Consider the following 18,103-nt stretch of genomic DNA (forward strand, 5'->3'; position numbering starts at 1 on the left):
TCCTTGCTACTCGCCGGTAACTTTACCCGGCTCATCACTCACCGAGTAATCGCTCCCGCAGCGCCCGGTCCTTCGCCAGTACTTGCGCTTCCAAGTCGTCCTGGAAGCTCTCCATGCGCTTGCGTAGCGCGGCATCGGACGTGGCCAGGATGCGCACCGCCAGCAGCCCCGCGTTGCGTGCGCCGCCGATCGACACGGTGGCCACCGGCACACCCGCCGGCATCTGCACGATCGACAGCAGCGAATCCAGGCCGTCCAACTTGGCCAGTGGCACCGGCACCCCGATCACCGGCAGTGCGGTGGCCGAGGCGACCATGCCGGGCAGGTGAGCCGCTCCGCCGGCACCGGCGATGATCACCTGGATGTCGCGGGCCGCTGCACCGCGCGCGTACTCCAGCATCCGGCCCGGGGTCCGGTGCGCCGAGACGACACCGACTTCGAACGGCACCTCGAACTCGGCCAGCGCCTCGGCGGCCGCTTCCATGACGGGCCAGTCGCTGTCGGAACCCATGATCAGCCCGACTCGTGGCTTAGCGGTCATCTGCGCTGTGCCCATCCCATCCGTCCGTCCACTCCGCGTGCGACAACCAGTGTGCCGCCCGTTCCGCACGTTCACGCACCCGGTCCACGTCACCGTCCGCCGCACCGACGATGTTGACGTGACCTACCTTGCGACCAGGCCGTTCAGCCTTGCCGTACAGGTGGACCTTGGCCTCCGGGATCCGGCCGAACAGGTGGTGCAGCCGCTCGTCGACGCTCATCTGCGGAGCCTCCGGCGCGCCCAGCACGTTGGCCATCACCGTCACCGGCGCGACCGGCCGGGTGTCGCCGAGCGGGTAGTCCAGGACCGCCCGGACGTGCTGTTCGAACTGGCTGGTCACCGATCCGTCCATGGTCCAGTGCCCGGAGTTGTGCGGTCGCATCGCGAGCTCGTTGACCAGCAGCGTGCCATCGGTTGTCTCGAACAGTTCGACGGCGAGCACCCCGACCACGCCCAACTCGCCGGCCAGTCGCAGACCCAATTGCTCGGCTTCGGCTGCCAGGTCTTCGGACAGGCCCGGCGCGGGTGCGAGAACCGTGACGCAGATGCCGTCGCGCTGCACTGTTTCCACGATCGGCCACGCCGCACCCTGGCCGAACGGTGAGCGGGCCACCAAGGCCGCGAGTTCGCGGCGCATCGACACCCGCTCCTCGAGCAGCACCGGCACGCCGTCCGCCAGATATCCGGCGACCGCGTCCCTGGCGTGGGCAAGATCACGGGCCAGGACAACGCCGCGGCCGTCGTAACCCCCGCGCACGGTCTTGATCACGACAGGGCCGCCGACAGCGGCGGCGAACGCGTCGACGTCGTCGACGGCCGACACGGCGGTGAACCGCGGGATCGGCGCGCCAAGATCGGCCAACTTGCGCCGCATCACCAGCTTGTCCTGGGCGTGGACCAGGGCTTCCGGCGGCGGCGCGACCGTGACGCCTTCGGCGACCAGCGTGTCGAGCAGTTCGGTGGGCACGTGCTCGTGGTCAAACGTCAGCGCCGAAGCGCCCGCGGCTGCCCGGCGCAGCGCCTCGAGGTCGGTGTGGGCGCCGATGACGACGTCGGGAGTCACCTGGGCGGCCGGGTCGTCGGGGCTGACGGCCAGGACCCGCAAGCTCTGTCCGAGGGCGATCGCCGCCTGGTGGGTCATCCTGGCCAACTGCCCGCCGCCGACCATGGCGACGATGGGGGGTGTGGGGCGCTTCGACACGGCCATCATGGTGTCAGACCTGCGCGAGTACGCACACCTACGGTGACTTCCGTAGACTTGCTCCTTGTGTCTTTTGCTGATGCCACCATCGCTCGGCTGCCCCGACCGATCCGGCCCTTCGCCGAGCGGCATCACGAGCTCATCAAGTTCGCGATCGTCGGCGCTACGACGTTCATCATCGACTCCGCGATCTTCTACACGCTGAAGCTGACGATCCTCGAGCCCAAGCCGGTCACCGCCAAGGTGATCGCGGGCATCGTCGCGGTGATCGCCTCCTACGTGCTGAACCGGGAGTGGAGCTTCCGCAACCGCGGCGGCCACGAACGTCACCACGAAGCGTTGCTGTTCTTCGGGGTCAGCGGTGTCGGCGTGCTGCTGAGCATGGCCCCGCTGTGGTTCTCCAGTTACGTCCTGGAACTGCGGGTGCCGCACGTCTCACTGACCAACGAGAACATCGCGGACTTCATCTCCGCCTATGTGTTGGGCAACCTGCTGCAGATGGCGTTCCGGTTCTGGGCGTTCCGCCGCTGGGTCTTCCCCGACGAGTTCGGCCCCAGCCACGACAAGGGGCTGGAGTCCACCCTCACCGGCGGCGGGTTCGCCGAGGCGATGGAGGACGAATACGAGTCCGGCGCCAATGTCACGCCGCTGCGCCGCCGACGCTCATCGCGTCAGCTCGGCGACTCTTCAGAACCCAGAGTGTCGAAGACTTCGTGATACAGCAGTGAATGCACCCGCTCCACGCGGGGAATGTCGTGGAACTCCAGGGGATCTTGGCTCGCCGACTCGATGATCAGCGTGCCGGTGCGCAGCATCCGGTCGAGTAGACCGTGACGGAATTCCACACTGTTGATCCGCGCCAGCGGGATGTCGATACCCGACCGGGTCAAAAGCCCGTGACGGAACATCACCCGGCGATCGGTGATCACGAAATGCGTTGTGAGCCAATTCAAGAACTTCCACAACGTGAGCCAGCCGACCAGGATCACCCAGATCGCGGCGATGACCCCGAAGAGCACCTTCTTCGCGGTGGGGTCCCAGTTCGTCGTGTTGACCAGTGCGGCCACGAAGGCCGCCAGGATCGTGGCGATCAGCAGCACCAGGATCGGACCCACCAGCCGCTTCCAGTGCGGGTGGCGGTGCAGCACGACCTGTTCGTTCGCGGCCAGCACGTTCTCGGGATATCCCATGGTCATCTACCTACGGCACCGGACACGTGAAGGCAAGAGACGTGGTCGCCTTACGGACTCCTTAAGGTTGCCGATACCATCGTCACCCATGACGAGCGTCAAGGAACCGGCCGCCGGGCACACGATCGACATCCACACCACCGCAGGCAAGCTGGCCGATCTGCGTCAGCGCGCCGAGGAGTCGCTGCACCCCGTCGGCGAGACCGCTGTGGAGAAGGTCCACGCCAAGGGCAAGCTCACCGCTCGCGAACGCATCCTGGCGCTGCTCGACGAAGGCTCCTTCGTCGAGCTCGACGCGCTGGCCCGGCACCGCAGCACCAACTTCGGGTTGCAGGAGAACCGTCCGGTCGGCGACGGCGTGGTGACCGGCTACGGCACCATCGACGGCCGCGAGGTCTGCATCTTCAGCCAGGACGCCACGGTGTTCGGCGGCAGCCTCGGCGAGGTCTACGGCGAGAAGATCGTCAAGGTCCAGGAGCTCGCCCTCAAGACCGGTCGCCCCTTGATCGGCATCAACGACGGCGCAGGCGCCCGCATCCAGGAAGGTGTGGTCTCGCTCGGCCTCTACAGCCGGATCTTCCACAACAACATCAAGGCCTCCGGCGTGATCCCGCAGATCTCGTTGATCATGGGTGCGGCGGCAGGCGGCCACGTCTACTCCCCCGCGCTCACCGACTTCGTGATCATGGTCGACCAGACCAGCCAGATGTTCATCACCGGCCCCGACGTCATCAAGACCGTCACCGGCGAGGACGTCACCATGGAGGATCTGGGCGGCGCCCACACCCACATGGCCAAGTCCGGCACCGTGCACTACGTCGCCTCCGGCGAGCAGGACGCGCTCGACTACGTGCGCGATCTGCTGAGCTACCTGCCGCCCAACAACTACGCCGAGCCGCCGCGCTACCCGGCGCCGCCGCACCCGGGCGCGATCGAGGACAACCTCACCGACGAGGACCTCGAACTGGACACGCTGATCCCGGATTCGCCGAACCAGCCGTACGACATGCACGAGGTCATCACCCGCATCCTCGACGACGACGAGTTCCTCGAGGTGCAGGCCGGCTACGCCCAGAACATTGTCGTCGGCTTCGGGAGAGTGGACGGTCGACCGGTCGGCATCGTGGCCAACCAGCCCACCCAGTTCGCCGGCTGCCTCGACATCAACGCCTCCGAGAAGGCCGCCCGGTTCGTGCGCACCTGCGACTGCTTCAACATCCCGATCGTGATGCTGGTCGATGTGCCGGGCTTCCTGCCCGGCACCGAGCAGGAGTACAACGGCATCATCCGGCGTGGTGCCAAGCTGCTCTACGCCTACGGCGAGGCCACCGTCGCCAAGATCACCGTCATCACCCGCAAGGCCTACGGCGGCGCCTACTGCGTCATGGGCTCCAAGGACATGGGCTGCGACGTCAACATCGCCTGGCCTACGGCCCAGATCGCGGTCATGGGCGCCTCGGGCGCAGTCGGTTTCGTCTACCGCAAGGACCTCAAGCAGGCGGAGCAGGACGGCGCTGACGTCAATGCGCTGCGCCTCGAGCTGCAGCAGACCTACGAGGACACCCTGGTGAACCCGTACATCGCCGCCGAGCGCGGCTACGTCGACGCGGTGATCCCGCCGTCGCACACCCGCGGGTACATCTCGACCGCCCTGCGGCTGCTGGAGCGCAAGATCGCTCAGGTGCCGCCGAAGAAGCACGGCAACATCCCACTGTGAGTCGAGGAGCAGCGTGAGCAAGCACGAGGACATCACCGAACTCAGCGACCCGCGGGACATCACGCTCGACAACCCGGAGCCGCTGACCCCCGAGATCCGCATCGAGCGGGGCAACCCGAGCGACGAGGACATCGCCGCTCTGGTGACCGTGCTGGCCGCGGCCAGCGGTGGCAATGCCACCCCGGGTCCGCAGGAACTCAACCTGTGGGGCCATCCGGTCGACAAGCTGCGCTACTCGATCCACAGCTGGAATCGCGTGACCCTGCTGGAGCGGACCCACATGCGCCGATGAGCGCATCGTGACTCGAGTAGTTCTGGGCTCGGCCTCGACCGGCCGGCTGCGAGTGCTGCGCAACGCAGGTATCGACCCGCTCGTCGTCGTCTCCGGCGTCGACGAGGACGCGATCGTGGCAAATCTCGGCGCCGACGCCGAGCCCGGTGACGTGGTCACCGCGCTGGCTCAGGCGAAAGCAGGCGCCGTGCACAAGGTGCTGGATCCCGGCGTCGCAGCGGATTGCGTTGTCATCGGCTGTGATTCGATGCTCTACCTCGACGGGGAACTGCGCGGCAAACCGGGGACCCCCGAACAGGCTGCAGCGCAATGGGATTCGATGGCGGGCCGGATCGGATTGCTCTATACCGGGCACTGCGTGATCCGGGTGCTGCACGGCGCGGCCGCGCACACCGCGACGCAGGCGGAGGTGACCCGGGTCCGGTTCGCCACCCCGACGGCCGCCGACTTGGCGGCATACGTGGCCAGTGGTGAACCGCTGCAGGTTGCCGGTGCGTTCACCCTCGACGGCCTCGGCGGCTGGTTCGTCGACGGCATCGACGGCGATCCGTCCAACGTGGTCGGGCTCGGCTTGTCGGTGACGCGCCGACTGCTGAGCGCCGTCAACCTGCCGATCGGCGATCTATGGGCGGCTAATCCGGTCCGCTGATCAGCGGTAGGCTCGTCGTCGTGCCGCTTCCCGCAGATCCCAGCCCCACCCTCAAGGACTACGCCCACCCGGAGCGCCTGGTCACCGCCGACTGGCTGTCGGCGCACCTCGGCACCCCCGGGCTGGCCATCGTGGAGTCCGATGAAGACGTGTTGCTCTACGACATCGGCCACATCCCGGGCGCCGTCAAGATCGACTGGCACACCGATCTCAACGATCCGCAGGTGCGCGACTACGTCAGCGGGGCGCAATTCGCCGAGCTGATGAACCGCAAGGGCATCTCCCGCGACGACACCGTCGTCATCTACGGCGACAAGAGCAACTGGTGGGCCGCATACGCGCTGTGGGTCTTCACCCTCTTCGGCCATCAGGACGTCCGGCTGCTCAACGGCGGCCGCGACCTGTGGATCTCCGACGGGCGCGACACCACCCTCGACGTCCCGACCAAGGCCGGTTCCGGCTACCCGGTGGTCGAACGCAACGATGCCGCGATCCGGGCCTACAAGGACGATGTGCTTGCGTCCCTTGGTCATTCGACGCTGATCGATGTGCGCTCGCCCCAGGAGTACACCGGCGAACGCACCCACATGCCCGACTATCCCGAAGAGGGCGCGCTGCGCGGCGGACACATCCCCACCGCCGTGTCGGTGCCGTGGGCCAAGGCCGCCGAGGACAGCGGCCGCTTCCGCAACCGCGCCGAACTCGAAGACGTGTACTCGTTCGTCGCTCCAGGCGATGACATCATCGCCTACTGCCGCATCGGCGAGCGGTCCAGCCACACGTGGTTCGTGCTCACGTATCTGTTGGGCATCCCCGGCGTTCGCAATTACGACGGATCGTGGACCGAGTGGGGCAACACCGTTCGGGTGCCGATCGTGGCCGGTGCTGAACCAGGATCAGCGCCCGGGGCATCGTGAGCATGCCTGCTGCGCTCGCCGAGGTCGTGTCCGACTTCGCCGACGTGGCTGGCCAGGACAAACTCAAGCTGCTGCTGGAGTTCGCCGACGATCTTCCTGATCTGCCTGCCGACCTCGAGGAGGCGGCCATGGAACCGGTGCCGGAGTGCCAGTCGCCGCTGTTCCTGCATGTCGACGCCTCCGACACCGAGCATGTCCGGCTGTTCTTCAGCGCCCCCGCGGAGGCCCCGACCACCCGCGGCTTCGCGTCGATCCTGGCGGCCGGCCTCGACGGCCAGCCGAAAGACGACATCCTGGCGGTACCGGACGATTTCTACTCCGAGCTGGGTTTGGCCGCCTTGATCAGTCCACTTCGGCTGCGCGGAATGTCGGCGATGCTGGCCAGGATCAAACGTCGTCTGCGCGCGACAACGTAGTTGATGGCGGGAACCCAGTAAGTGGGCTGCCTCGAGAATGTGGTGGTTCCGCCGCGGGCGTTGACGTGGAACTGCCAGGCCTCGGCGATGCCCGGCTCTACGTCGATTGCGTCACAACGATTTTCGGGTTGATCGAGGGAGCCGACACGAGCTGGCTGCGCGACCGCGACACCGCCAACCCGATCGTGCGCGCGCTGATGCACACGTTCGCGGCCAGACCGGGACGGTTGCGCAACACCTGGACCGAAGCGCGGCAACGTCCCCGACCCGTCTGGCACCGCGCAGCCCCGCCGGCGACCGCCAGCGGGCTGCCCTCTCCCGCGGTGGAGGTGATCCACGTCGACGCCGCACTCGAACGCGAAGTCGACAGCTGGCGCACGGCCGACGCCCCGGGCGCCAGCAGAGCGGTCACGTGGCTGATGATCGTCCGCACGGCACTGGCCCGAGCGGGGCTTCCGCTGACCGACGCCGCCCGGCTGGTCGTGGACTGCCGCCGGTATCTGCCGACCGATGACCGCGTCAACGCCAACTTCATCTCCGGGCTCAGTGTCGAGGCACCCGTCGACGGGCGCCTCGGCGCGATCGACGCCGCGGTGAAGGAGGACCTGGAGGCGGCGTTGCCGTTGCTGGCCCTGGTCGCCACGTCAGCGCGCACGCTCGCCGTCCCGCTGCGGGCCACCCGCGACAAGCGCCCGGCGCAGCACTCGGCGGTCCAGTTGGGCTACTCCGACGTCGGCCGCCTGTCCCCGTTCGAGACGCTGCCCTGGCTGCCGGACCGCCCCCGGTCGATCAACGCGGCACTGCAGCCATGGGCGCCGTCGGACATCTCGGTCTTCAGCGGCAAGATCGGCCACGAGCGCAGTATCACGGTCTCGTACCACGACAACGTGCACGACCGTCGTCTACTGCGCAAAGCGGCCGAGGCGATCGGCACAGATCCGATCGGATTGCTCGCCGGATGCTGAACTTACTCATTGGTAGGGGTACCAGCTGATTCGTGTCTAAGCAGCGGCGCTTACACTGCCGTGCGAACCTATTTTTAAAGAACGTTCTTAGAGTCACGCAAAGCAGGAGGCGCGGTGCCCAGTCAGACCATCTCCAAAGTCCTCGTAGCCAACCGTGGTGAGATCGCGGTCCGGGTGATCCGAGCGGCAAGGGATGCCGGACTGGCCAGCGTGGCGGTCTACGCCGAGCCCGACGCCGACGCACCGCACGTGCGGCTCGCCGATGAGGCGTTCGCGCTGGGCGGCCAGACGTCCGCGGAGTCCTATCTGGACTTCGGCAAGATCCTCGACGCCGCGGCCAAGTCCGGCGCCAATGCCATCCACCCCGGGTACGGCTTCTTGAGCGAGAACGCCGACTTCGCCCAGGCCGTGCTCGACGCCGGTCTGATCTGGATCGGCCCGAGCCCGCAGTCCATCCGCGACCTCGGCGACAAGGTCACCGCGCGCCACATCGCCGCGCGCGCCCAGGCGCCGCTGGTGCCCGGCACCCCCGACCCGGTCAAGGACGCCGACGAGGTGGTGGCCTTCGCCAAGGAATACGGCGTGCCGGTGGCGATCAAGGCAGCATTCGGTGGCGGCGGCCGCGGCATGAAGGTGGCCCGCACCATCGAGGAGATCCCCGAGCTGTTCGAGTCGGCCACCCGCGAGGCGATTGCGGCGTTCGGCCGCGGTGAGTGCTTCGTCGAGCGCTACCTGGACAAGCCGCGCCACGTCGAGGCTCAGGTCATCGCCGACACCCACGGCAACGTGATCGTCGCCGGTACCCGCGACTGCTCGCTGCAGCGCCGCTTCCAGAAGCTGGTCGAAGAGGCACCGGCACCGTTCCTCACCGACGCGCAGCGCAAGGAAATCCACGAGTCGGCCAAGCGCATCTGCAAGGAAGCCGGCTACTACGGCGCCGGAACCGTCGAGTACCTGGTCGGCCAGGACGGTCTGATCTCCTTCCTCGAGGTCAACACCCGCCTGCAGGTGGAACACCCGGTCACCGAGGAGACCGCGGGCATCGACCTGGTGCTGCAGCAGTTCAAGATCGCCAACGGCGAGAAGCTGGACATCACCGAGGACCCGACTCCCCGCGGCCACGCAATCGAGTTCCGGATCAACGGCGAGGACGCCGGCCGTGGCTTCCTGCCCGCACCCGGACCCGTCACCCGCTACGACATCCCCACCGGCCCCGGCGTGCGCCTGGACTCGGGCGTCGAGGCAGGTTCGGTGATCGGTGGTCAGTTCGACTCGATGCTGTCCAAGCTGATCGTGTACGGCGCCACCCGCGAAGAGGCGCTGGCGCGTTCCCGTCGTGCACTGGACGAGTTCCACGTCGAAGGTCTGGCCACGGTCATCCCGTTCCACCGTGCGGTGGTCAGCGATCCGGCCTTCATCGGTGACGGTGACGGATTCACCGTCCACACCCGCTGGATCGAGACCGAGTGGGACAACACCGTCGAGCCGTTCACCGGTGGCGGCCAGGTCGACGAGGAAGAAGCTCAGCAGCGCCAGAAGGTGGTCGTCGAGGTCGGCGGCCGTCGTGTCGAGGTCTCGCTGCCCGGTGATCTGGCGTTGGGCAACGGCGGCGGTCACGCCGAATCCGGCGCCATCCGCAAGAAGCCGAAGGCACGCAAGCGTGGCTCCCAGGCCGGCGCCGCCGCCTCGGGTGACGCGGTGACCGCGCCCATGCAGGGCACCGTGGTCAAGGTCGCCGTCGAAGAGGGCCAGACCGTGGCCGCCGGTGATCTCGTCGTGGTGCTCGAGGCCATGAAGATGGAAAACCCGGTGACCGCGCACAAGGACGGTGTCATCACCGGTCTGGCCGTCGAGCCGGGTGCCGCGATCACCCAGGGCACCGTGCTGGCGGAGATCAAGTAACCGGTCACGTACGCAGGCGCCGCCGCGCCTGATTCTCCCTGTGCTCCCTGGCGGGACCTCCCCGCTGCGCTCGGGTACGCGCACGGGCGGCTCCGTCGAGCGCGACCGCTCCGATGGTGACCATGATCGCCGCGAGGAGCGCTCCGCCGACGACGTCGCTCGCCCAATGCGCATGGATGACAAGGCGGCTGACCGCGACGGCTGCGGTACCCGCGATTGCGAGGGCCGCCAGTATGTTGCGCAATGTCCGGCCGCCCCGCACAGCGATGCCGACAGCGACGATCCCCAGCAGCGTGGCGGTGCCGGCGACATGCCCCGAGGGAAAGGGGTGGGGCTCGTCGCCGAGCATCGGGCTTACCGCCATTTCCGCTTGGCTGACGGGGCGCTCGATGAGTGCTGCCATGACGTTCTTGGCGAGCACGGCGGCGCCGGTGGTCGTGACCACCACGACGCCGGGTATCACTGATCTGAATCGGATCGACAGCACCGCCCCGCTGACAACGCCCGCGATCGCGATGGCCCTGGGGTTGCCGATGTAGGCCACCGCTGCCCCGGCCCGATGGATCCGGGGGAATCGCTGCGTCCACTGATCGATCCAGGCGGTGATCGGCGCATCCACAGCGGTCACCCAACCATGGACGTGCACGCTGACGGTCAATCCCAGCAGGGCGACGACCAATCCAGAAACAATCAACGTCGGAGCCCAACTTCGGCTGCTCTTCACGGCGCCCGCTGCCAGTAGCAACCCCGAACCCATGAGCGCGCTGGTGAGAATGTCGATGCCGGCATTGTGCCATCGCCGCGTGATCCCGGCATCCAGCATGATGAATGGTGTGAAAGAAGACGAGGGGGTCCGGATCGGCACCGCCGAGCGAGAGGAGGCGCAGGAGCTGCTCAGCCGCCAGTTCTCCGAAGGCCGACTGAACCCGGACGAGTTCTCCGAGCGCAGCGCCGCGGTCGCCGCCGCGGTGACCCGCGCCGACCTCGCGCCGATATTCGCCGACCTTCCGGCCAGACCCGGAGAGCACCGCACCCCGGACATCGCACACCAACGGGATTGGCGGGCCGTCGTCATGGCCCTCATCCCGCTGGTCGCGCTGGCGTGCACCATTGTGGTGCCGCACGGCTGGCTCGCGTGGTTGGCGTTGCCTGTGCTCGGCCTGCTGCTCTACGGTCGCCGCTGACATGGATCCCGTCGAAATCAACGCGGGCGCTTGGTATTTGCGCGCGTTGCGGGCCGACGAGCGGATCGACGACCGCCCTGCGCTTGCCGATCTCGGCGAGACCGATCCGGAGTACGTGACGAGAAGTCTTGCCGGGTGGGAACAGGACCGGGTCTACTCCTGGGCGGTCTGCGAGCCGACCACCGGTGAACTGCTCGGCGAGGTGATCCTCGACGTAGGCACCGGGATGATCCAGCTGCGGGCTCGCCGCGGTCATGCCGAAGCGACCCAGACCGCGGCCGACTCGGTGCGCCGCTTCGCCCAGTCGATCGGCGGCGGTTAACGCTCGTCGACGTCGTGCCCGGTGGCGAGGTCGGCACAGTCGACCGTCACCACATCAGTGCGGGCCGCCAGAAAGCGCCGGGCGCCCTCGTCGCCGTCCAGAGTGGCTCGCAATGCCGGCCAGTGCCTGCGGGCGATGACGACCGGATGGCCCGGCCGCCCGTCGTAGCCGGCCCGGGCCAGCCCGGACGGGGACTCGCGTGCGGCCCCGAGCACCCGGGCGACGACGTCGGCGCCGACGTCGGGGGTGTCGACGGTGAGGATCACCGCGTAGTCGGCGTCGGAGATGGCCGCCAATCCGGTTTGCAGGGAAACCCCCATCCCGCGCCGCCACTCGTCGGCGACCACCGGGCGGGCGTGGGCCGGAACGTCGACAATCGCCGCGCCCAGCACCACCACCACGTCATCGCAGCCGCCGCCGGCCAGGGCCTCGACTGCCGAGTGCAGCCATTCACCTTGGGCGGCAAGCACTTTCGGCATACCGTAGCGGGAACCCGCACCGGCGGCCAGCAGGACTCCGGCTGACCGGCCCGGCTTCGACATGTACACAGTGTGACCGCAACTGCAAGAGGATCGTGAGAACCCACCTTATTGCTGTTCGCTGGTCCGGCAAGAGGCGTACAGTTCAACTCAGGTTGAGTTCACAGCCGCCCGGAAAAACGTCAAAGACGTGCGAGGCGTGCGAACTCCCGCACTACACGGGCCTACCCACTCTGGCGTGATCCACAGTACGAATATTCGTTCGCTGATGGAGTCACTATGTCTGTCTTCACTACAGATCAACCCGAGCGTTCGGCTGTGTCGCATTCATACGATTGCCACACCGCTCGCTTCACCACCATCTGGCCCGACGAGACCGTCGGGATCATCACCGTCCAGGGCGAGCTCGACGCGTCCAATGCCATCGCCTTCGCCGACCATGTCGACGCGTGCGCGGCAGTCGGCGACCGTCTGGTCTTGGACCTCAGCCCGCTCAGTTTTTTCGGAACCGCGGGTTTTTCGGCGCTGCACACCATCAACGTCCGCTGCGCCAACGCCTCGGCACGATGGGTGATGGTGACCGGCGAGGCGGTGTCGCGGCTGTTGCGGGTCTGCGATCCCGACCACACCCTGCCGGTCGCCGACTCCGTACGGGAGGCCGTCGAACTGCTCGACGGCGAACCCCGACGGCTACTCCAACTGGTCCCGGAGCCGAGTTAGCGACTTCGCGAGCAGACGCGAGACGTGCATCTGTGATATGCCGACGCGCTCGGCGATCTGAGTCTGCGTGAGCGACTCGAAGAACCGCAGCAACAGGACGGTGCGTTCGCGCTCGGGCAACTGCGCGAGCAGCGGACGCAACGCCTCCCGGTTCTCGATCTGATCCAGGCTCAAGTCGACATCGCCCAAGGTGTCGACGATCGCCGGCGCGTCCTCGTCGCTGCCGCCGCCGCCGCTGTCGATCGACAGGGTGTTGTAGGAACTGCCCGCGACCAGACCCTCGACGACCTCTTCGCGCTCCATGCCGAGTTCTTCGGCGAGTTCGGAGGCGGTCGGTGCGCGCCCCAGCCGCTGGGACAGTTCCGAGGTGGCGGCGCCCAGCCGCAGGTGCAGTTCCTTGAGCCTGCGAGGCACCTTGACCGACCAGCTGTTGTCCCGGAAGTGGCGCCGGACCTCACCCATGATGGTGGGGACCGCGAATGAGACGAAGTCCGAACCGGTCTCGACGTCGTAGCGGATGACCGCGTTGACCAGGCCGACGCGGGCTACCTGAACGAGGTCGTCGCGGGGTTCGCCGCGACCGTCGAAGCGGCGGGCGATGTGGTCGGCCAGCGGCAGGCAGCGCTCGACGATGCGATCGCGCTGTCGCTGGAATTGAGCGGAGTCAGGATCCACCTTCGCCAACTCCCGGAACATGTCCGGAACGTCGGCGTACTCCGAGTTGGTCCGCCTTGGCGAACTATCCGTGGCTCGGGAATTCACCGCCCGGAGCCCGCCCGCCTCGTGGTCAGGGTGATACCGAAGACCTGCCCGTCGCTACTGGACTCGTGACCGTTGTGGAATGTCTGCACATCGTCGGTCAGCGAACTCAGGACGTGCCAGCTGAAGCTACCGGGAGTGACCACATCGTTGGTATCGCATGTCGTCGACGCTTCGACCACCACCACGTCGTCGTGGGCGTCGACGACGACGATCAGCGTCGCGTCGGGCGATGCCGAACGAATCAACCGAGTGCAGGCTTCGTCGACAGCGAGGCGCAAGTCCGCCACCGCGTCGAAATCCAGGTCTTCGAACGTGCCGACCGCGCCAACCACCGTGCGCAGTACGGCCAAGTTCTCCAACTTGGCAGCAACCCTCAATTCGACAGCGTTCTCGCCTCGCTGGTGCGCGCCGCCTTGGCTTTCGCCGTCCGTCATCTGGCCTCCTGGCAATGTCGACCCGACACTACTCCAGCCCACGGGCGTGCTAACCACGGTCGTGTGATGACCGAGTTGGCCGGGTAACCGGTGCGCATGAGGCCGGAAGCGAGCGCAGCGCTACCCAGGAAGTCGTCGTCATGGTGGCCCCTTCGTACCCATCCGGCCGCACTTTTCAAACCTGCGCGCCGCAAATTCTTGTTCGTCCAGCGATGAGACTTCGGCGCAGCTCGGTCGACGGACCCGGTCTCCGCCGCGTTCGTCGCGGTAAGGGTTTCTCCTACTACACCCCGGACGGCGAATTGCTCACCGACGAGAAGACGGTGCAGCGGATCAAGGATCTGGTGATCCCACCGGCCTGGCGCAAGGTGTGGATCTCCCCGCATCCCAGCGGACATATCCAGGCCGTGGGCACCGATGCCGCGGGCCGTCGCCAGTACCTCTATCACCAGAAGTGGCAGGAGGAGCGCAGCGAGGAGAAGTTCGACCGGGTGCTGCAGATGTCGGCGGGACTGCCGCAGTGGCGTTCGCAGATCGCGAGGGATCTGCAGGGCCACGGTCTCTCCAAGGACCGGGTGTTGGCATTGGCTCTGCACCTACTCGATCGCGGGTATTTCCGCGCCGGCGGCGAGGCCTACGCCGAGGAGAACAACTCCTACGGGATCGCCACGCTGCTGTGCGAGCACGTGACCGTCAAGGGCGGCGCCGTGGTGTTCGACTATCCGGCCAAGAGCGGGGTGCAGCGGAATTGGACCATTGAGGACCCGGACGTGGTGAGCGTTGTTCGCGAGCTACGCCGCTGCAGCCCGAGCGGACGGCTCCTGGTGTGCCAGACCGATTCCGGCTGGGTCGACATCCATTCCGATGATCTCAACGCCAAATTCAAGGAACTGCTGGGCGAGGACTACAGCGTCAAGGATTTGCGCACCTGGCACGGGACCGTCCTCGCCGCAGCGGCTTTCGTCGACGCCGACCCGCCGGTCAACAAGACGGTGCGCAAACGCGTGGAGTCGGCCGTGATGAAGGAGGTGTCCGAGGAACTCGGCAACACTCCCGCCGTGGCACGCAGCTCGTATGTCGACCCGAGGGTGGTCACCGCCTACGAGAACGGGACGACGATCGCCGCGGCGGCGCGCCGAGCCCGCAAGGAGCGCAACGCCGACCGCGGGCAGGCCATCCTCGAGAAGGCCACCGCCACGATGATCAGGCGGGTTGCCAAGCGTCGCTGACGGCACCGACCAGCCGGTCGTACACCCGTGCGGTGTCGGCTGCGACGCGGTCCCAGGTGAAGCGCGCGCACGCCCGGTCCCGGCCGGCCAGGCCGAGGCTGCGCCGCAGGAACGAATCTCGCAGGATCGCCGTGATCTGTTCGGCGCACTCCCGCGGCCGACGCGGCGTCACGAGCCGCCCGGTGACGTCGTGCACGACGGCGTCCAGCATCCCCCCGACCCCGGAGGCCACCACGGGTACACCACAGGCCATCGCCTCGAGCGAAACCAGACCGAAGGCCTCGTACCACGGTGTGCAGGTCGCCACATCGGCTGAGCGCAACAGGGCGGGCATATCGCAATACTCAACGGGGCCAACGAATCTCACCCTGTCAGACACTCCCCGGTCGACTGCCAGCGCGCGCAACCGCCGATGCTCCTCCTCGGCACCCACCTGTTCGTCGTCGAGATCACCGACCACGACGTACTCTGCGTCGGGAATGCCCGGTAGGGCTTTGATCACGGTACTGAATCCGTTGTGCGGCGCCAGTTTTCCGACGGCGACGATGCGAGGACTCTCGTTGCGATCGGCAGCGGGGCCCTCGGTGGAGAACACATCGGTGTCCACACCGCACGGCACCATGGAGATCTGCCCGCGCGGCCGGCCAAGCCGCGTCAGATCAGAGACTTCGTCCGTGCACGTGGCAACCACCCAGTCAGCTTGTCGGGCCAGAAGTCGTTCCACCTTCGAGCGGTCATCGAGTGCGCTGCCGCGCATGTCGTGGCTGTGCTCGGTCACCGCGAGTGAGCGAAAGGTCTGCACGGTCGGCACTCCGTGGGCACGCGCAGCCAACTGGGTGCTCAGTCCCGATGTCCAGAAGAACGCGTGCGCCACATCCGGCCGCTCGGCGGCCCACTGCGCATTCAGGTACTCCGCAAGCTCTGCGGGGCCGGCTGCGACATTCACCACCGCGTAGCCGCCGGGTGCAAGCACTCGTTCGGGGCTGCCGGCCTCGTGACACCGGGTGTAGACGGTGACGTCGTGGCCGGCTCGCGCCATCGCGGCCGACAGACCCGCGACGTGGACGCCCTGCCCATCGGTGCTGTCGCTGATCGATTGCGCCAGCGGGCTCGCGCCTTCGGAAACCATCGCGATTTTCATCAGTTTCTCCCGTTCCAGATCGGGAATCGGACTGTCCGTTCCCGCTGTACCAGGAGCAAAGGGCTATTGAGGCCAGCACAGCGCGGCTGCAGATCGGCACAGCCACGGTGTGGGCATACCCGTGCGGGTGCCCGTCAAACGGCGAGCCGCAGTCGGTCAGCGCGAGAGATCGCGCGTGGCGGGGCCCTCCAGCACGGTCCCATCCGGTCCGAATCGCGAACCGTGCAGCGGACAATCCCACGACTTTTCGGCGTCGTTCCACGACAGCACCCCGCCGAGATGGGTGCACACCGGCGAGACGCACCGCTCGACCCCATCGACCATGCTGCGGGCCACCATGTGCCAAGGCGGTCCACTAACCGAACCGCCGCCGTCCCGCAGCTGACCGTTGCGGTGTGCGACCGGTGTCACCCAACCGGCCGCCATGTGCCAACCCACCTCCATGTTGATCTTCAGCGCGGTCGTCAGGCCGGTGAGTTCGTGCGGGCTCCAGCTGGCGAACGCTGATGCCCAACGGGCCTGCTGTCCGCCGAGGAGATGCTTCGCCAGCAACAGCGCGGCGGCCACGCCGTTGGTCATTCCCCACTTCGCGAATCCGGTCGCCACCAAGAATTGGTCTGAGCCGGGAAGCAGTGGCCCGACATAGGGAAGCTCGTCGACGGGGACGTAATCCTGGGCCGACCAGAAGTGGGTTGGTTGCGCACCGGGGAAATGTCGCTTGGTCCAGCCGACCAGTTCGTCGTAGGACGTGCGGGCGCTGTCCTTGCGCCCGACGGTGTGCCCACCGCCGCCGACGATCAATCGCTCGCCGTCTGCGGTCGGGGCGTAACGCACCGAGCGGGTCGGTTGATCGACCGACAGCATCATCGGCCGCGGTAGCGACCCGGGCACCTCGAAGGCCACACAATAGGACCGACTCGGGTGCAGCCGGGCGAAGAAGCCGCCACGGTCCAGGATGGGCGTCCCCGTTGCCAGGATGCAGTGATCAGCCGTGGCGACCTGCTCACCGCCCTCGGCATCGCGCAGCTTGAGGCTGACTCGGCCACCCGCCGTCGATGCGGCATACACGCGCTGCCCGGTCATCAGCCGGCCGCCGCGCTCATGCAGTTCGGAGATCAGCGCGCCCAGGAAAGGCATCGGGTCGAACTGAATCTGGTCGGCCAGTCGGACGCCACCGCGGAACTCGAACGGGACATCCAGCTGGTCAACCCAGCTCACGCCGAGACCTGCGGCTTCGGCTGCCTCGAATTCCGCACGGGCGGTGGGCAGTCCACGCTCGAATTGCGCGTAGCTGTAGGCATCTTCGTATTGCAGCGCGATTCCGCGCTCGGTGCAGTACTGAGCCAGCCAGGCTTGGCCTTCCCGATTGCCCTCCACGTACTGGCCAACCAGGTCGGCCGAGTGTCGCTTGGCGATCGTCGACAGTCGGCTTCCTTGCAGCAGACTGACTTTGGCTGTGGTGTTGCCGGTGGTGACAGCACCCGGGGTGCGAGCCTCCACCACGAGCACCCGCTTGCCCGCCCGGGCCAGCAGGACCGCCGCCACCAATCCGGTGATCCCCGCCCCTACCACGACGATCTCCGCGTTCAGAGCGTCTTTTGTTGCGCCACCGTCAATTTGGGGGTGGCGCATACCGGCGCCGTCGAGCCACAGGGAAGTCATGGAGAGCCGATACCCGCGGTTGACTGGCCGAAACCGCAGCGGCCTAAGGGGGTAAATTGTGCTGAATGATCGAGCACGACCCCATACCCGACGATGTCCCTGTTCCCGATGCCATCGAGCAAATCCGGCCCGTGACAGAGTCCGCCGACCTGGAGAGTCTCGATATCGACGAGCGTGTGCCGGTCGACGATGGCGCCCTGTCCCTGGAGAGCAACGAATCGGATTGGCAGGAACAACGCGAGGTCGTCGAGGATCCGGACCCGGACGAGATTCGTTAGTCAGGGAAATGTTTGGCCCAGCGGGGGCTCTGGGTACAAGTTTTTTCGGGGAACAGCAACCTCAGCAAAGGGGGTACGAGATGTCGAGCGCCTCTGCGGCGA

22 protein-coding genes are annotated in these 18,103 nt (G+C 67.1%); 13 read left to right on the forward strand and 9 right to left on the reverse strand.

The genetic code is table 11. The features are described from left to right. Window positions 1-34: 34 nt before the first annotated feature. Together purE and BST42_RS22320 are read right to left on the reverse strand one after the other, a co-directional pair. Entirely contained in the window at window positions 35-541 is a 507-nt protein-coding gene (gene purE, locus BST42_RS22315) for a 5-(carboxyamino)imidazole ribonucleotide mutase (RefSeq protein WP_083121604.1), read from the reverse strand. After that, window positions 531-1,709: a 5-(carboxyamino)imidazole ribonucleotide synthase gene (locus BST42_RS22320; protein ID WP_237159553.1), complete on the reverse strand. Its 1,179-nt coding sequence runs from the start codon at window positions 1,707-1,709 to the stop codon at window positions 531-533. The genes purE and BST42_RS22320 overlap by 11 nt, the downstream gene beginning before the upstream one ends. A 99-nt stretch (window positions 1,710-1,808) precedes the next feature. Between BST42_RS22320 and BST42_RS22325 the strand changes: the two genes are divergently transcribed. Continuing rightward, the gene (locus BST42_RS22325; RefSeq protein WP_083121505.1) at window positions 1,809-2,459 is read left to right on the forward strand and encodes a GtrA family protein; all 651 of its coding nucleotides are present in this window, start codon (window positions 1,809-1,811) and stop codon (window positions 2,457-2,459) included. On the opposite strand, the gene BST42_RS22330 is transcribed toward BST42_RS22325, so the two are convergent. Next, window positions 2,414-2,932, reverse strand: coding sequence for a PH domain-containing protein (locus BST42_RS22330; protein ID WP_083121605.1), 519 nt, complete (start codon window positions 2,930-2,932; stop codon window positions 2,414-2,416). The two genes, BST42_RS22325 and BST42_RS22330, sit on opposite strands and share 46 nt — an antisense overlap. A gap of 88 nt (window positions 2,933-3,020) precedes the next feature. Between BST42_RS22330 and BST42_RS22335 the strand changes: the two genes are divergently transcribed. From BST42_RS22335 to BST42_RS22365, 7 genes are all read left to right on the forward strand, one after another. Further along, the gene (locus BST42_RS22335) at window positions 3,021-4,649 is read left to right on the forward strand and encodes an acyl-CoA carboxylase subunit beta (RefSeq protein ID WP_083121506.1); all 1,629 of its coding nucleotides are present in this window, start codon (window positions 3,021-3,023) and stop codon (window positions 4,647-4,649) included. Window positions 4,650-4,662: 13 nt separating this feature from the next. Further along, the gene (locus BST42_RS22340; protein ID WP_083121507.1) at window positions 4,663-4,941 is read left to right on the forward strand and encodes an acyl-CoA carboxylase epsilon subunit; all 279 of its coding nucleotides are present in this window, start codon (window positions 4,663-4,665) and stop codon (window positions 4,939-4,941) included. Between the two features lie 4 nt (window positions 4,942-4,945). Further along, window positions 4,946-5,590: a Maf family protein gene (locus tag BST42_RS22345; protein WP_083121508.1), complete on the forward strand. Its 645-nt coding sequence runs from the start codon at window positions 4,946-4,948 to the stop codon at window positions 5,588-5,590. A gap of 20 nt (window positions 5,591-5,610) precedes the next feature. After that, window positions 5,611-6,507, forward strand: coding sequence for a sulfurtransferase (locus tag BST42_RS22350; RefSeq protein ID WP_083121509.1), 897 nt, complete (start codon window positions 5,611-5,613; stop codon window positions 6,505-6,507). A gap of 2 nt (window positions 6,508-6,509) precedes the next feature. Beyond that, window positions 6,510-6,923: a SufE family protein gene (locus tag BST42_RS22355; protein ID WP_083121510.1), complete on the forward strand. Its 414-nt coding sequence runs from the start codon at window positions 6,510-6,512 to the stop codon at window positions 6,921-6,923. A gap of 65 nt (window positions 6,924-6,988) precedes the next feature. Then, a complete protein-coding gene (locus tag BST42_RS22360) occupies window positions 6,989-7,888 on the forward strand; it encodes a hypothetical protein (RefSeq protein ID WP_083121511.1) in 900 nt (299 codons plus the stop codon). A 114-nt stretch (window positions 7,889-8,002) separates the two neighbouring features. Beyond that, window positions 8,003-9,790 (forward strand): acetyl/propionyl/methylcrotonyl-CoA carboxylase subunit alpha, encoded by a 1,788-nt coding sequence (locus BST42_RS22365; RefSeq protein ID WP_083121512.1) that lies wholly within the window; start codon window positions 8,003-8,005, stop codon window positions 9,788-9,790. 4 nt (window positions 9,791-9,794) lie between these two features. Here BST42_RS22365 and BST42_RS22370 read toward each other — a convergent pair whose 3' ends face one another. Further along, entirely contained in the window at window positions 9,795-10,613 is an 819-nt protein-coding gene (locus BST42_RS22370) for a phosphatase PAP2 family protein (RefSeq protein ID WP_083121513.1), read from the reverse strand. A 10-nt stretch (window positions 10,614-10,623) separates the two neighbouring features. Between BST42_RS22370 and BST42_RS22375 the strand changes: the two genes are divergently transcribed. Next, entirely contained in the window at window positions 10,624-10,974 is a 351-nt protein-coding gene (locus BST42_RS22375; protein ID WP_237159545.1) for a DUF1707 SHOCT-like domain-containing protein, read from the forward strand. A 1-nt stretch (window position 10,975) separates the two neighbouring features. Then, window positions 10,976-11,296: a hypothetical protein gene (locus BST42_RS22380; RefSeq protein WP_083121515.1), complete on the forward strand. Its 321-nt coding sequence runs from the start codon at window positions 10,976-10,978 to the stop codon at window positions 11,294-11,296. Here BST42_RS22380 and BST42_RS22385 read toward each other — a convergent pair. Next, window positions 11,293-11,838: a nucleotidyltransferase family protein gene (locus tag BST42_RS22385; RefSeq protein WP_083121516.1), complete on the reverse strand. Its 546-nt coding sequence runs from the start codon at window positions 11,836-11,838 to the stop codon at window positions 11,293-11,295. The two genes, BST42_RS22380 and BST42_RS22385, sit on opposite strands and share 4 nt — an antisense overlap. Window positions 11,839-12,093: 255 nt before the next feature. Between BST42_RS22385 and BST42_RS22390 the strand changes: the two genes are divergently transcribed. Continuing rightward, window positions 12,094-12,495: an STAS domain-containing protein gene (locus BST42_RS22390; RefSeq protein ID WP_237159546.1), complete on the forward strand. Its 402-nt coding sequence runs from the start codon at window positions 12,094-12,096 to the stop codon at window positions 12,493-12,495. On the opposite strand, the gene BST42_RS22395 is transcribed toward BST42_RS22390, so the two are convergent. Together BST42_RS22395 and BST42_RS22400 are read right to left on the reverse strand one after the other, a co-directional pair. After that, window positions 12,466-13,191 carry an RNA polymerase sigma factor SigF gene (locus BST42_RS22395; RefSeq protein WP_237159554.1) on the reverse strand — a complete coding sequence of 242 codons (726 nt, stop codon included), beginning with the start codon at window positions 13,189-13,191 and terminating at the stop codon, window positions 12,466-12,468. The genes BST42_RS22390 and BST42_RS22395 overlap by 30 nt on opposite strands. A 62-nt stretch (window positions 13,192-13,253) precedes the next feature. Continuing rightward, window positions 13,254-13,691: an ATP-binding protein gene (locus tag BST42_RS22400; RefSeq protein WP_083121519.1), complete on the reverse strand. Its 438-nt coding sequence runs from the start codon at window positions 13,689-13,691 to the stop codon at window positions 13,254-13,256. A 212-nt stretch (window positions 13,692-13,903) separates the two neighbouring features. Here BST42_RS22400 and BST42_RS22405 point away from each other — a divergent pair, with 212 nt between their 5' ends. Further along, entirely contained in the window at window positions 13,904-14,920 is a 1,017-nt protein-coding gene (locus BST42_RS22405) for a DNA topoisomerase IB (protein ID WP_083121520.1), read from the forward strand. Here BST42_RS22405 and BST42_RS22410 read toward each other — a convergent pair. Together BST42_RS22410 and BST42_RS22415 are read right to left on the reverse strand one after the other, a co-directional pair. Continuing rightward, complete coding sequence (locus BST42_RS22410; RefSeq protein ID WP_083121521.1) at window positions 14,895-16,061, reverse strand: glycosyltransferase; 1,167 nt, start codon at window positions 16,059-16,061, stop codon at window positions 14,895-14,897. The two genes, BST42_RS22405 and BST42_RS22410, sit on opposite strands and share 26 nt — an antisense overlap. A gap of 156 nt (window positions 16,062-16,217) precedes the next feature. Next, the gene (locus BST42_RS22415; RefSeq protein ID WP_083121522.1) at window positions 16,218-17,723 is read right to left on the reverse strand and encodes an FAD-dependent oxidoreductase; all 1,506 of its coding nucleotides are present in this window, start codon (window positions 17,721-17,723) and stop codon (window positions 16,218-16,220) included. A 65-nt stretch (window positions 17,724-17,788) separates the two neighbouring features. Here BST42_RS22415 and BST42_RS22420 point away from each other — a divergent pair, with 65 nt between their 5' ends. Continuing rightward, window positions 17,789-18,001, forward strand: a complete 213-nt coding sequence (locus BST42_RS22420; protein ID WP_083121523.1) for a hypothetical protein — start codon at window positions 17,789-17,791, stop codon at window positions 17,999-18,001. Window positions 18,002-18,103 lie beyond the last annotated feature (102 nt).

Origin of the sequence: Mycolicibacterium rhodesiae, from assembly GCF_002086695.1 — a bacterium.
Lineage (GTDB): Bacteria > Actinomycetota > Actinomycetes > Mycobacteriales > Mycobacteriaceae > Mycobacterium > Mycobacterium rhodesiae.